Origin of the sequence: Olivibacter jilunii (assembly GCF_900607235.1) — a bacterium.
GTDB lineage: Bacteria > Bacteroidota > Bacteroidia > Sphingobacteriales > Sphingobacteriaceae > Olivibacter > Olivibacter oleidegradans.
In genome coordinates this window covers 394,758-409,059 of record NZ_LR027849.1, presented here as the reverse complement: position 1 = coordinate 409,059, position 14,302 = coordinate 394,758, and the positions used below count along the sequence as shown (strand labels likewise).

Here is a 14,302-nt window from a genome sequence, read left to right as displayed (position 1 = left end):
AAGAATGGTACTTTCTTTAATATCATAACCCAACGGGCTTTATAAAGCTCATTCACTATCTTTATTTCAATTTGATAAGGTTATGAGTGATAAGGGCGCCTCCGAATTCCTGTAATCTACCGCCTTCATCCAAACCTCCTAAATCTATCGGATAAAAGCCCAAGTTTTTTGCAAAGGTTAGAACCTTTTTTTTCGACTCATCATCATCCCCTGAGACAAAGATGACACGTCTACCTTTATCCACATTAGGATCTGAAGCCAAAATTGCGGCCGGTAATGTATTGAATGCTTTCACAAGTGAAGCACCGGGAAATAAACTGGTATTAACCCTGCTGGATGTTTTTCCGCCAAAATCTTTAGGTTTAAACTCTGGAAAAACAATGGCATTGCTCGTATCTATAACGGTACGTCCTTTCCAATCTATATCTTTTACAGCATCCGGTATCTGATCAAAATGAACGGCGATCAGTACAAGGTCTGCCTGTGCTGCTTCAGTTGGGGTTCCTGCAGTTACTCCGTTCCCTAAAGAGAAGGCCAAATCAGCCAATTCGTCAGGTTTTTTCCTACTGCTGATGATTACTTTATAGCCTGCTTTTGCTGCATGCCTTGCAACAGCTTGCGCTATGTGTCCTGCTCCCACTATTCCAATGGTCTTAGTAGTTTCTTGAGGATTCACCTTGTTTGATATTCCATTTTCCATCTCGAAATTTTTTAGTTCTAAAATATTGCTTGTCCAAAACCGGGATAATTTACCAAGGAAACGATCCTTCCGGTGCAGAGAACAGTACTGAAGGGTCATTCTCTCCAAGAGCTGCACGAACAATATTGCGGGAAGCCTCTTCGACGGTTTCCGTTCCCTCAAAATTATTCATGGCGGTCGCTGCAAAACCAGGACTTGCGGCCTCTACACGGATATTGCTAGATTCCAACTCAATGGACAAGGCTAGGGTAATTGCGTTGACGGCTGTCTTGCCGGCACCGTAAACAACATTGAAGCCTCCACGGTACGGATATTCCGGGTCTGCATTAAGATTTAAAGATGCCATACCACTGGACAGATTAACGATGCGGGCAGAAGGAGCCTTGTGAAGCAATGGCAGAAAGGCCTGGGTAACAGCCAGTAGGCCGAAAACATTTGTTTCCCAAACGGCTCGCATCTCGTCAATATCTGCTACACTGGCTTTGCCAGAGGCCAGTATTTCTTCCAATGACCTTTCTGATGAACCTGCATGCGAGATCCCGGCGTTGTTGACCAATACGTCAAGTCTGCCAAATTCTGTATTTACCTGATTGGCTGCCTTCAAAATGGATTCCTTATTGGTTACATCAATGGCGATCGGATATGCATTTTCACCTATTTCCGATACAGCCTTTTTTGAATTTTCTAATTTGCGAGACCCGACCAGTACAATGAAACCGTGGCCTGCCAACTCTTTTGCTACCTGTTGGCCGATACCTCGGTTAGCTCCTGTGATCAACGCTACTTTTTTTTCTGTTTTTTGCACTGAATTCGTGCGCTCTGAATTTGACATTGTCTTAAAATTTAAATGTTAATATAATTTATACTTGAATGATTGTTCAAAAATAGGGTAAAAAAAATTTATCGTGTTATCATATCCAAAAGATCATCAATGATTTTGGCTATGCGGTTTTTATCCTTATAAAGAATGAAATTCTGCCCCAAGCCCGGCAAAGTGGCTACGATGAGTTGGGCCAATAAGAAAGTATCCTGCTTATCACTGATAGACCCGGCTTTTTGTGCATTGATGACCATTTGTTCGAAGATCTCGAACAGTTTATCCATGCTGTTCTTCAATAACTGATGCGTTTCATCATCTGTCGCCGCGAGTTCGAAAGAGCTTTTAACTGAAAGGCAGGAGTCTTGGCTTAGTACGGAATTGGTAGCAACCTCCATATAAAATTCACGAAGTAATTCCAGCGGATTTTTCTGCGTTTCCTTTTGCTTCAAATCGTATGCATAAATGGGGTTCAGATAATCCTTGAGACAAGCCAAAAATAAGTCATGCTTGTTTCCAAAAGTATTATAGATACTTCCGGGATTTAGCCCGGTAGCTTCTACCAAATCTTTCATCGAAGTGGCGTGATAGCCCTTCTTCCAAAATACCTGTAGCGCTTTGGAGATGATCTTTTGCTCGTTAAATTCTATCACTCTTGGCATAATGATACAAAGGTAGGAATTATTTTTGAATGAACGTTCAAAAATAAATTCTTTTTGCGCATTTTTTTTTTATCTATATATCTACTACAGGATATCGGCTTTGAAAAAAGATGAGCCCATGAAACCCGAGTATATTTTCCGAATGCACAGTCGCCAATTATACGGTCGGAGTCGTCGGCCAATCTAATCGTCCAAATGTAGGTGCAACCGGTTCCATGTGAATTTACGTAGGAACCCTAGCTATAATCTTCAGAATACTTCTTGATCAAATAGGATCCATAGCCTGAGCAGGCCATGGATCTTGACATTACAATTATTTGTTGATCTGTTAATTAGAACGTTAGCTTGGTGAGCCAATCAGCGGTTTCGGGATCACGATGATCAAAGAAAACACTTTTACCGGTGTCCAGCCTTGCTATGGCATCAATGTCTTCTGAGGTCAGTTCAAAATCCCAGATATTGAGGTTTTCCACCATTCTTTCTTCACGCACCGATTTCGGGATCACACCGATACCTTGCTGGATAAGCCAACGTAGGGTAACCTGTGCGACAGATTTTCCATATTTACTGCCGATACCGGTAAGCACCTGATTACTGAAGATCTCATTTTTTCCTTCTGCGAATGATGCCCAGGATTGTGTGACGATATTGTGCTTCTTTAATAATTCGTGCTCGGCGGCTCTCTGATAAAAAGGATTGATCTCTATCTGGTTTACCGCCGGAACAATCTCGTTATGTGCGATGAGGTCGACTACCCTGTCCGGGAAAAAGTTACTTACGCCGATAGCGCGTATCTTGCCTTCTTTGTACAGTTCTTCCATGGCACGCCACGAACCGTAATAATCTCCCATAGCCTGATGTATGAGATATAGATCAAGATACTCGAGTTCTAATTCTTTCAGTGACTTTTCGAAAGCTATTCTCGTCTTTTCATAACCGGCATCTTGCACCCAAAGTTTCGTAGTGATGAATAGTTCTTCTCTGGCTACACCACTTTTTCTGATGCCGCTACCCACCGCGGATTCGTTCAGGTATAGGGAAGCGGTGTCTATCAAACGGTAGCCTGATCTGATAGCTGTTAGCACGGTTTGTTCGCATTCGTTCAGATCCGGTATCTGAAAGACGCCTAAACCTACAAGAGGCATTTCGATGCCATTGTTTAATTTGATTTTCTGCATGTTATTAATTATTATGAGTTTTTATTTTAGAGAAAGTGGTCCAATAAGTTTTCCTATACAAGCGCCACCATGTGTACCGAAGATTGATTTTTATCATATATACATACCTTTATATTAAACCTATCGTTCCACAATAAGATAAAAAAATTATTGGTTGATCGACCCGATCAAAAATTCTGTTGTTTGTTTAGTGAGTTTGGCATCCGCAAATAATATGTGCGTGTTATAGATCGATACAAGGCCCGATGTTAAAAAGTGTGCCAATGCGCGCGGCTCTTTAGCTGATAAAAGGGAGCCGTCTTCTTTTGCTTGCGTCAACAATTTCTCGAAAAGGTCAACCGCTTTCAGGGTTTGCTTTTTCAACATTTCGCTCACCTCCTGATCCGTTGTTGCCAGCTCAAATACCGAGTTGGTGAACAGGCAGTTAGTGTCTCGCAAAGCAGATTCCATGACAGAATAAATAACGTTACGGATCGCCTCTAACGGCTTTTCACTGTTCTTCGCTGCCTGGCTGTATTGTTTATCCTTGTTTTGGATATAGTTCGTAAGGGATTTTAAAAACAGGTCGTGTTTGTTACCATAAGCCAAGTATAAACTACTCCGGTTAATTTGCATTGTATCCACCAGATCGTTCATAGTCGTCGCATTATAACCTTTCTTCCAGAAAAGATCTCTAGCTGTTACCAGCTTTTCATCGTAATCGAATTCCTTGTTCCTTGGCATATGACAAAAGTATGTATTAAACCGATCGTTTCAAAATAATTTCATAAAAAGATGTCTTGACCAAGATTATTTTGTACCCCACAGGTAGTTGTGGTTGTTCCTATCTCACTGTTTTTGATGTATTTGTTCGAAATTGCGAGGGTGTTAATCCGCTATGTTTTTTGAAAAATTTACTGAAAAAAAACTGGCTACTGAAGTTTAACTCGGTTGCCACGTTTCCAACGGTCAACGATGAAGTATCCAGCAATATTTTTGCCTCTGCGATTACCATTTCGTTTACCAGCTGACCAACCGACTTGCCGGTCTCTTCTTTAACAACTTTTGTTAAGTGCTTTGGGGATATAAAGATTTTCTCTGCATAAAACTGTACGCTTCTCTCTACCTTAAAATGTATTGCCAACAACTTCAAAAAGCTATTTAGTAAATCCATTCTACGTGTTGACGTCGCACCGTTGTTCGGCCGATGGTGTTTAATGATGGCAGCCAGCTCTAACATAAAAAGATTGAAGCTATGGAACATAAGATCAAATTGGAAGGCATGTTCCTGATTGGCATGGTTGGTCTTAAGCATCAACATCAAGTCGTGTAAAACGCCAGCTTCTTTAGTGCTTAACCGAAAGTGCGGATCGGTATTGGAAGATAGATATTCAAATACATTGATATCCTTTTTATGGATCAAAGACTCTGCATAAAATGTCTTTGTAAATCCTGTACCAATTATGAGGCCGTCAATGCCGGGATGATATTCGTGAATAATCCCGGGGGCGATGATGAACAGGTCATTCGGTTCAAGTTTGTAATCCAACAGATTGTATTTCAAAGAAGTAGTGCCAGCGAGAACAAGCAAGAAAGTAAAGTGATCACCCCTTACAGGCCTTTCATAGCTCGGCTGCCCGATAATCTCATTCGTACGCGTAACATGGAATTGATCTCCCAAAGATTCCTGTCCCGAAGCCGAATTAATTTCGCCGATCGAGACTATTCGCGTTGAGACATGAGAATCTTTCATTATGTAAAATTAAGACATTTTGTATATAAAACGTAAAAAGGATATATAAAAGCGCCGTTTGTACATGTCATCTGTTTTGACAAATGTAAAGATTTGTAAAGTCAAAATTCTCTTAGAAAAAATTAAACTAAATGACTAAAAACAAATCATTTACATCGCCAAAAAAAAGGAATAGTCAGCAGATCTATAGCCATATTATTTTAGGTGCCGGATCGGCGGGCGCCGTCTTAGCTAACAGACTGAGCGAAGAAAGTTCATTTAACATTTTACTGTTAGAGGCAGGCTCCATCTATGACGAATTTTCTTATCCCGAATCGGTCGCCAATAGCCAGATACTCGGAGCTGGTGGTGATGCCCGGTACGACTGGGCTTACACAGCCAATAGTCAGAAGGGCGGCGATAAAATTGGCGTACCGCGCGGTAAAATCCTGGGAGGCAGCTCCGCGGTAAACGGGGCCGTAGCGGTCAGGGGTATTCCCAACGATTTTAACCGCTGGGCGGATATGGGTATAGACCATTGGTCGTGGGAGGAAGTGCTACCCTATTTTAAGAAACTGGAAAAATCCAATCTTGAGGATAGCCAATGGCATGGGCATTCGGGTTACTTCCCAATCAATCAACTACGCAAGTCCGATCTGTCCCCGATGCAGCAGGCCTTCATAGAGGCGGCCAAAGCAAACAACTATCCAGAAGTAAGCGATTTTAACGGCGAAAAGCAATACGGCATAGGCCCCTACCCCGTAAATATTATCAATGGTGTGCGGATGAACACAGGGATGACCTACCTGGATATTTCCGTGAGAGAACGGAGTAACCTAAGCATTGAAGGTGATGTGCTGGTGGACAGGGTATTGTTCGAAAATAACAAGGCTGTTGCTGTACAACTTGCGGATGGACGCGTATTTCATGGCGGCGAGATCATCGTATCCGGTGGCACCTACGGCTCAGCAGGAATACTGATGCGTTCGGGCATTGGTCCCGCTTCCGTTCTGAAAGATTTAGACATATCGGTTGTCGCCGATCTCCCTGTAGGCAGGCAAATCTTAGATCACCCCTTTTACTTCAATACCTACGCAGCAGATCCGAAGACGATTGGCCGCCTTTCTCCGGTTACAGGTGTCAATCTATGGACAAGAAGTTCTTATGCATCAAAGGACGAGCTCGATATCCACATCACTGCAGGCCATTTATTTAATCCCGATACGAGCCCCACGAAAGCAGGTTATGTCTTCGGCGTGGCCTTGACCAATCCCAAATCAAGGGGTACTATAAAGATTGTCGGCAACAACCCGGAAGATGCACCGATCATAGACCTGAATTTCCTGGCGGAAGAAGAAGACCGTAAAAGGCTCATTGAAGGAATCAGGCTTGCGCAAAAGATCGGTCAAACAGAACCACTGAAAAATCTTTCGGTCGGCGAGCTGAATCCCGGCCCTGAAGCATATAATGATGACCTTCTTTTGGCATCGATAAAAGCAACGCTCCAAACGTATAATCACCCCATGGGCTCGGCACCCATGGGGCCGTTAGGGAGTGCTGAAGCTGTTGTGGATTTTTCCGGAAAAGTTCATGGTATCGAAGGCCTACGGGTGGTGGATGCGTCCATTTTACCAGGTTTTATATCTACGGGGCCCAACGTAACGGTGATCATGATGGCTGAGAAAATTGCCGATGAGATGAAAGAAACAGGAGCAAATGCAAAGGTAGTGTCAAAAAACAAGTATTAACAGTGATGGAAAATTCAACAAAAGAAATGGTATCTACCAAAGAGAAACAGGTAAAACTGAACTGGATTAACGGAGAATGGCTGGACAGTAAAATTTATAGAAACAGCGTTAATCCGGCAAGCGGAGAAATAATCGGTCGCTATGCCGATGGCAACCAATCGATTGCCGCGCAAGGTATCCGGGCCGCAAAATCTGCCTTCGAAAAAAGCGAATGGAAAGAAAACCGCCATCTACGATCCCGCGTATTGAACGAGCTTGCCCATGCCTTTGAGATTTATGCCGAACGTTTAATCAGGATGCTCTCTCTTGAAAATGGAAAAATAGCGAAGGAAGCTGCCATGGAGATTTCGGGTGTCCCATCAAAATTACGGTACTATGCTGCAGTGGTTCTGACCCATAGCGGACGCGCACTGGAATCTCGTCCGGGTGCTTTCAGTATGGTTCTGGAAGAACCGATGGGCGTGGCCGGAATTATAGCACCCTGGAATTCACCGGTGATTCTCATGATCCGGTCGCTGGCACCGGCATTGGCCGCGGGCTGCACAGCGATTATTAAAATGCCCGGGCAAACAGCCCAGGTCAATGCCCTGATATGTGAAGTTTTTGCATCGGTAAAGAGCTTGCCGAAAGGGGTCATTAACCAGTTTACAGAAAGTGGGCATACAGGAGCAGCATTGATTATCAGTTCTCCAGATGTTCCTACCATTAGCTATACAGGCAGTACGGCAACCGCGAAGATTATGATGGCAAACGGTGCAGCACACCTCAAACGTTTTGGCTTTGAACTGGGAGGCAAAACACCGATGATTGTTTTCGATGATGCCAATCTGGATAAGGCATTGCCCATCTTGGAAAAGGCCATTACCATTTTTGCAGGACAGTTCTGCATGACCGGCAGCAGAATTTTGGTTCAGAAAAACATTGCAGAGCGGTTTATCACAGATTTCACCGAAAGACTTCTGCGTGTTAAAGTAGGTCCGGCTGCTGATCCTGAAAGTGATATGGGGCCATTGATTGATGAAGGCAGTTTAAAGCGTGTGAATGATCGTGTGGAACAGGCGATTAATGAAGGTGCCGAAGTGCTGCTTCGCGGCGGTAAAGTGTTAGACGGAAGCTTGGCAGCAGGCTCCTTTTATCGCCCTGTTTTATTACGTGTTACCGATAACAAAATGGCTATTGTACAGGAAGAAACCTTTGGCCCGGTAGCTACTGTACAGATTTTTGATACGGCCGAAGAGGCAATTAAGTTAGCAAACGATAATCCATATGGTTTGGCGGCATCGGTCTGGAGCAGCCATGTGGATCTGCCTTTAAAGGTAAGCCGAAAACTGGATGTGGGCACGGTGTGGATAAACGATTGGGCAAAGATCAACGATGAGATAGAGGAAGGCGGCTTTAAAATGAGCGGTCTGGGACGTTTAAACGGCCTGGCGGCGATGCATGAATTTATTCAATTCAAACACATCTACCATGATGCGGGCATCTGATTTACCGGTAATCACGATCATAGAGCTAACGCCCAAAGCTCCTTACAAAGAAGAAGCCCTTGAAGCGATTCAGACAATCAGCCTGGCCGCTGCAGGCTTCCATGGATATCAATCCGCGGACATTTTTGAAAAGGTGACGGCTGGCGGATCCATTGTATTTGCCATTATTCTACGATTTGACACTTATGCCAATCTGACCTCCTGGAATGATTCGGAGCAAAAAGCGCGGCAGATCGCTTTAAGTAAAAACTTATTTACAGAGGTGACACCGGAAGTTAAACTCACCGGTCTGGAATTCTGGTTTGAAAACAAACAACAAGAGGGAGTAATGCAACCCACTAAATGGAAGATGCTGATTATCACCGTCTGTATCATATTTACACTTTTACATACGCTTATGCCCTTTATTAGACAATTATTGAGGCCAATTGGAATGCCTCAAATGATAAACACCTTGGTCGGGATTATCATGATGGTTACGCTCATGACTTATGTGGTGATGCCTTTTATTACCAGGATCTTCAGTAAATGGTTATTCAAATCCAAAGGATAAACACGGTAATTTTTTAAACACTTATATTATACATTCAATTATTATGAAGCATTCACAAATCGAAGAAAAACACGGTAAACATGGAGATTTTTTTCACACGAAGCATGGTTTCGAAAAGGCAGATTGGCATCAGCATGCCCCCTCACCTCAACAGTTCCAGCCAGCATACCTGAGCAGTCCTGAATTTATCAAAAATGGCTATCACTGTGAAGAGCTAAAGGACGGCTTTTATTGGGTAACCAGTGGTGGTTATGATGCTGCTTTTCTTGTAACGGATGAAGGCGTCATTGCAATAGACGCACCGCCCATTCTCGGTGAAAATATGCTGGCCGCTATAGAAGCTGCAACGGACAAACCTATCACAAAGGTGATTTACAGCCATTGGCACTCCGATCATATTGGTGCGGCAGCCATGTACGGCCCCGATGTTGAGATCATAGCCCATGAAATCACCAAAGAATTGCTTACGCGTTTTCCTGATCCCTTGCGACCTATTCCAACTACGATATTTGGCGACAGTTATGTGGTGGAACTTGGCGGTGAAAAACTCGAGCTTAGCTATAAAGGTGCTAACCATTGCCCCGGTAACATCTTTATTTATGCACCGAAACAAAAGGCGCTTACCAAGATTGACATTGTGAGTCCGGGCTCCTGTACTTTCATGCATTGTGATGCCTCGGAGAACATCAGTGGTTGGATTGAGGCGCACGAGCAAATTTTGGAATTTGATTTTGATTTTTTAGTGGGAGGACATATCACACGCTGGGGAACCCGCGAAGATGTGCGTACATCACTGGAATACTTTCAAGATATGCTCGGTTTTGCGCAAGAGGCACTGAAAGAGTTTTGCACGCCCGTTGGAGCAGCTGTTTTCTTCTCAACTTCTCCCGCTGACCAATATTCCGTGGGCACGGAAAACTGGATCAACTCGATGGTCAATTATGTTACGGACAAAATGCTGTCAAAGATTACCTCGAATGGCCAAAAGTGGGAGGAGCGCCTTGCAGGTGTAACCACTAACACCAAATATCACGCATACACCATTGTGGAATCTACAAGAACGGAAAGGAGTCATTGGGGCTATCAGAAAAGGGGTACAGGAGGAACTAACTATTTTGTTTAATTTTCTCAGACACGTGTCCTGTCTTGTGATAATGGGAGAAACTCTGCTCCCAAATACTGAAGAAGAAAAGCCATTAAAGGGGTTTTTATTAAAACATAAACAGATCAAAAGATGAATCGCAAAATTGTAAGAATAGTACAGCCAAAAGCAAACCAGGGCTTTTTAGGCGTGGGCCATACGGCTATTCAGGTTGTTGAAGGCAGTGACTTTCAGCAAACGGATCCCTTTATCGTAATGATGGATGATCAGCTCGATTTACCGGGGCATGGTGTTGTTGGAGGGCCACATCCTCACGCCGGATTTGAAATTGCCACACTTGTGCTGGAAGGAAGCCCGGAGACTGATTTTGAAACAGGTAGCTTGGAATGGCTGACGACCGGAAGCGGCATCGTACATACGGAAGAAATTAAAACCAAAGTAAAATTAAGGATTTTACAATTGTGGCTGGTGCTGCCGAAAACCAAAAGGTGGACAGCCCCCAAATGGCAAAAACTTCCCTTCAAAAATGTGCCATCCAAAAAAACAGGTCGGTCTGAAATCTACGTTTACAGTGGAAGCGCATTTGGTTTAACATCTCCCATTACCTCTGAAACCCCTATCACGATCGTTCTGTTCAAATTGGATAAAAATGATAAGGTTACGCAACAGCTTCCAACAAACTTCAATGGTTTTATTTATATGCTTGAGGGAAGTATGCTAGCGGGTGGAGAAGCGACACCTATAGAGAAACAGCAGGTTGTCTGGTTGGACAGGTCTACGGAAGAAGGGGATAGTAAGATTGATTTTATCGGTGGCGCCGAGGGTGGAAGCTTTGTGCTGTATGCCGGAGAACCGCAAAGAGTACCCATTATCAGCTATGGCCCATTTGTCGTCGACAGGGAAGAAGAAATTAAGCCGCTCTTTCAGGATTTTAAAGCGGGTAGAATACCTCATTTAAAAAACCTTCCAGAAAGTCAGGTCGTTTACCATGGCTGAGCCGTTGGTAAAACGTCTTGGCTTTATGCTCACGGTTTTATTTTCTTTTACCCTACATAGCCAACGCCCTTTCCTTCAAATCCATTTGTAAATGGTCGTCCGGTTGACCACCCTTTAAAGAGGATCATCCGGATATGCCATTTATTTACCGATCAAACCAATCGGTGATTACCCCTTTCCATCAAGGATGAAGAATGATAGATCCGGTTGTCTTACCCTCTTCCAAATCACGATGAGCAACGGCAGCATCTTTCAGTGCATAAACAGTTGGCGTTATCGTACCTAATGATCCATCGCGCCAAGCATCAAATAGTTCACGAGTGGCCAATTCCCTACTATACATATCCGGCAGATACTGTTGCAGAGCAGGCCGCACTAGCCGAATTTGTCTTTTCGATAAATAGTTCATATCCAAATGCGGATTACCGGAAGCCATACCAAAAAGAACCGCGGTACCACCATTCTTTAATAACTTAACTGAGATTTCAAAGGTCGCTTTGCCGACACCATCAAATACCGCATCGATCCGCTGATTTCCAATCAGCTCCTTTACTTTAGCCCCCAAATCCTGTGTTTCCATCACAATCACATGATCGACCCCGTTATCGGACGCGATTGCTCTCTTTGCCTCGGTTCCTACTGTACCGATTACGGTGGCCCCAAGCGCTTTTGCCCATTTACTCAACAATGAACCAACACCTCCTGCGGCGGCATGCACGAGAATAATGTCTCCCGGTTTTACGGCATAGATCTGCCTGATCAGCATACGGGCAGTAAGTCCCTTGGCCAAGATCGATGCGGCTTGATCATAGGAGATGTCGTCGGGTAACTTGACCAGGTCTTCCACCTTCACCAGCCGCTTTTCGGCATACGAACCTAATGAATTGTAATAAGCAACCCGATCGCCTTCTTTAATAGACGTGACACCGCTACCGACATGTTCTACTATTCCTGCGGCTTCCCCGCCGATCGTTGCCGGAAAAGACATGATCGGGAAAGTCCCGTTTCTATACATGATATCAACGAAATTGATAGCAATTGCTTTCTGACTGATCAAGATCTCGTGCGCTCCAGGTTCTTGTACCTCTTGGATGGAATATTGTAAAACCGCGGGAGGGCCCTGTGATTCGATGCGGACTACACCGCTTTTATATATTTTCTTCATATTGTAAGGCTGATTGCTCAGCATTAGTTTATTCAAAATTGAGACTTTATAAGTGGTATGAAAATGACATATGCAGTAAATTATCCTTGACATATGTCAAGAATATCATGGTTCACGATTAGCATCCCGCCCGTTAATTCCTTATTTTTGATTGCTCTTAAATAATCATCTGCGTATATGAGTTTACACGAACCATCATTTGAAGTGCTTTTTTCGTATATTGAATCGAGATCGTCTCTATTACTCGATGATAATGATCGAGCGCTTATAAAACAGGCATTTAAACAAAAGAACCTAAGAAAACGACAATATCTTTTGCAGGAAGGTGATATTTGCAAGTACATGGCATTTGTAGTGAAAGGCGCAGGTAGGATGTATACAATTAATAAAAATGGGCAGGAGCACACGATTCGTTTTGCTATAGAATCCTGGTGGCTTGGAGATGAAGAGAGCTTTAGGCTGGGGACGCCGTCAATCTATACTATTGAGCTGACCGAAGACGCTGAAGTGCTGTTGGTAACAAAAGACAATCTTGACCAACTCTACGATCAAGTTCCCGCTATTACCCATATGACTCGCAAAATCGATCAAAAACGTGCTATCGCCACCCAAAAGCGTCTACAGGATACCATCAGCTTAGAAGCCGAACAGCGCTATCTACGTCTTGAAGAAACTTATCCCGAAATAGTACGCCGATTCCCGCAGGCAATGGTTGCCTCTTATCTGGGGATATCAGCCGAAACACTTAGTCGGGTTAGAAAAAAACTATTGCAGAAATAAGCGATGCTCAATCTTTCCTTGTAGGATGGCTTTAAATGAACGATCCATCGTCCACCATGCGATAGGTGTAACGACGGTACAGGATAACATAACAAGCTTGATAAAGTCGGTCGATATTAGCTTGACAATGCCCATTACACTTGCCCCCAGCACCTTGCGTACGCCGATTTCCTTTTGACGCTGGAGCGTGCTATAAGCAGCAAGTGCCGATAACCCCATGCAGGAAATGAAAATAGTCAATAAGGCAAAATAGAAAAACAACTTCAGATTATCCAGGAAAAATACACGGGGCTGTTAGAAAAACACAATATGCTTCTAGAAGAAAACAATGAGCTCAAATATCGGTTATCGGAGTTAAAGCAAAAGTTGATTAAGAAGTAGGAAGCTTTCGAACTTAATTTATAGTGCTTAATAGAAAAAGCCGCCTCTAAACAAGAAACGGCTTCAATATATCTACAAATACCTGATGCTTAATTCTTCTTCTTTTTAGCCAAATCGGCACGGACTTTTTGGACGAAGTCTATTGATACTTCAGCAATTTCCGCAGCCTTTTCGTCAGATAGACCAAGTTTTATAAGCAAGTTCTCTACCACATCATAGCTTTTCCTAGCCTCACCCTTCGCTTCACCTTTGCGATAAAGAAAGTCTCTTTCTTCTTTAAAAAATTTGCTTACTGCTTCCATAGCTTTTTCAAATTGTGTTTCTAAATTACTACGCAATTGCACAAATATACGCAATTGTTTGAAATATCGACTTTCAGCGAAATCCCCCCTTGTCTGAAATTTTATATCCTCAATGATTTCTTTAACAACGGTATAACTATCGTTATGTTCAAAGTTACCTAATATTCCTAACATTTTCACCTCTGGATTGTCAGATTTTAAGAATAGCTTATAATTGGCTTCATAGAGCGAGATCAGGGCATAGCGAAATGTCAAGGTTTCAGTTTCTACGACAGTTGGCATTCTTGGCCGTGTATCTCCCAGGTAAATGACATATTGCCTTACAGGGATTCTATATTTACGCATCAGCATAGCGCAGTATTCTATCATACGAAACACAATGTCCCTTTCGCTTTTCACCTGAAACTCAACATGAAGTACATAAGTATTCCCTTTTGAGTCGGTAACCTTTTTCAATGCGTCAGGCTTCCGTTCCTTTGTATGCTGTATATCATCCGGAAGCTCCTCGCTTTCGACAATGTCCAATCCAAGCACCTCCCGAACAATAACAGGCAAGGTCAACTCCAGGTTCTCCTTTATAATCTTATCATATTGATTCGCTTGCGATTTACTTTGGCTCATTTAGATTACGATTCAGGTATAACACAAATATAAAAAAATCTAATTTTTTTAGCAAAAAAAAACATTTCAGGTTTTTCTTTTATATATATTTGATGCTCA

At 43.1% G+C, this 14,302-nt stretch carries 15 protein-coding genes; 6 read left to right on the top strand and 9 right to left on the bottom strand.

Translation table 11 applies throughout. From position 1 onward, the window contains the following. Window positions 1-61: 61 nt before the first annotated feature. The 6 genes from E0E36_RS07715 to E0E36_RS07690 form a co-directional block, all read right to left on the bottom strand. A complete protein-coding gene (locus E0E36_RS07715) occupies window positions 62-700 on the bottom strand; it encodes an NADPH-dependent F420 reductase (RefSeq protein ID WP_130855449.1) in 639 nt (212 codons plus the stop codon). Window positions 701-749: 49 nt separating this feature from the next. Further along, window positions 750-1,532, bottom strand: coding sequence for an SDR family NAD(P)-dependent oxidoreductase (locus E0E36_RS07710; RefSeq protein WP_130855448.1), 783 nt, complete (start codon window positions 1,530-1,532; stop codon window positions 750-752). A gap of 68 nt (window positions 1,533-1,600) precedes the next feature. Then, a complete protein-coding gene (locus tag E0E36_RS07705; protein WP_130855447.1) occupies window positions 1,601-2,179 on the bottom strand; it encodes a TetR/AcrR family transcriptional regulator in 579 nt (192 codons plus the stop codon). 332 nt (window positions 2,180-2,511) lie between these two features. Continuing rightward, on the bottom strand, window positions 2,512-3,357 hold the full coding sequence (locus E0E36_RS07700; protein ID WP_130855446.1) for an aldo/keto reductase: 846 nt from the start codon (window positions 3,355-3,357) through the stop codon (window positions 2,512-2,514). Window positions 3,358-3,504: 147 nt separating this feature from the next. Beyond that, window positions 3,505-4,080, bottom strand: coding sequence for a TetR/AcrR family transcriptional regulator (locus tag E0E36_RS07695; RefSeq protein WP_130855445.1), 576 nt, complete (start codon window positions 4,078-4,080; stop codon window positions 3,505-3,507). 100 nt (window positions 4,081-4,180) lie between these two features. Continuing rightward, on the bottom strand, window positions 4,181-5,089 hold the full coding sequence (locus tag E0E36_RS07690) for a helix-turn-helix domain-containing protein (protein WP_130855444.1): 909 nt from the start codon (window positions 5,087-5,089) through the stop codon (window positions 4,181-4,183). A gap of 131 nt (window positions 5,090-5,220) precedes the next feature. Between E0E36_RS07690 and E0E36_RS07685 the strand changes: the two genes are divergently transcribed. From E0E36_RS07685 to E0E36_RS07665, 5 genes are all read left to right on the top strand, one after another. Next, on the top strand, window positions 5,221-6,816 hold the full coding sequence (locus E0E36_RS07685) for a GMC family oxidoreductase (protein ID WP_130855443.1): 1,596 nt from the start codon (window positions 5,221-5,223) through the stop codon (window positions 6,814-6,816). 5 nt (window positions 6,817-6,821) lie between these two features. Further along, complete coding sequence (locus E0E36_RS07680; RefSeq protein WP_207303735.1) at window positions 6,822-8,303, top strand: aldehyde dehydrogenase family protein; 1,482 nt, start codon at window positions 6,822-6,824, stop codon at window positions 8,301-8,303. After that, window positions 8,287-8,856, top strand: coding sequence for a putative antibiotic biosynthesis monooxygenase (locus tag E0E36_RS07675; RefSeq protein ID WP_130855442.1), 570 nt, complete (start codon window positions 8,287-8,289; stop codon window positions 8,854-8,856). The genes E0E36_RS07680 and E0E36_RS07675 overlap by 17 nt, the downstream gene beginning before the upstream one ends. A 43-nt stretch (window positions 8,857-8,899) precedes the next feature. Then, window positions 8,900-9,979: an MBL fold metallo-hydrolase gene (locus tag E0E36_RS07670; RefSeq protein ID WP_130855441.1), complete on the top strand. Its 1,080-nt coding sequence runs from the start codon at window positions 8,900-8,902 to the stop codon at window positions 9,977-9,979. 111 nt (window positions 9,980-10,090) lie between these two features. Then, entirely contained in the window at window positions 10,091-10,954 is an 864-nt protein-coding gene (locus E0E36_RS07665; RefSeq protein ID WP_130855440.1) for a pirin family protein, read from the top strand. A gap of 181 nt (window positions 10,955-11,135) precedes the next feature. Here E0E36_RS07665 and E0E36_RS07660 read toward each other — a convergent pair whose 3' ends face one another. After that, window positions 11,136-12,119 (bottom strand): quinone oxidoreductase family protein, encoded by a 984-nt coding sequence (locus E0E36_RS07660; RefSeq protein ID WP_130855439.1) that lies wholly within the window; start codon window positions 12,117-12,119, stop codon window positions 11,136-11,138. Between the two features lie 177 nt (window positions 12,120-12,296). On the opposite strand from E0E36_RS07660, the gene E0E36_RS07655 reads away from it, so the two are divergent. Beyond that, entirely contained in the window at window positions 12,297-12,899 is a 603-nt protein-coding gene (locus E0E36_RS07655) for a Crp/Fnr family transcriptional regulator (RefSeq protein ID WP_130855438.1), read from the top strand. Here the strand turns inward: E0E36_RS07655 and E0E36_RS07650 are convergent. Both E0E36_RS07650 and E0E36_RS07645 read right to left on the bottom strand, forming a co-directional pair. Beyond that, window positions 12,885-13,139, bottom strand: a complete 255-nt coding sequence (locus tag E0E36_RS07650; protein WP_341273583.1) for an ABC transporter permease — start codon at window positions 13,137-13,139, stop codon at window positions 12,885-12,887. The two genes, E0E36_RS07655 and E0E36_RS07650, sit on opposite strands and share 15 nt — an antisense overlap. A 230-nt stretch (window positions 13,140-13,369) precedes the next feature. Continuing rightward, the gene (locus E0E36_RS07645; RefSeq protein ID WP_130855436.1) at window positions 13,370-14,203 is read right to left on the bottom strand and encodes an RpnC/YadD family protein; all 834 of its coding nucleotides are present in this window, start codon (window positions 14,201-14,203) and stop codon (window positions 13,370-13,372) included. Window positions 14,204-14,302 lie beyond the last annotated feature (99 nt).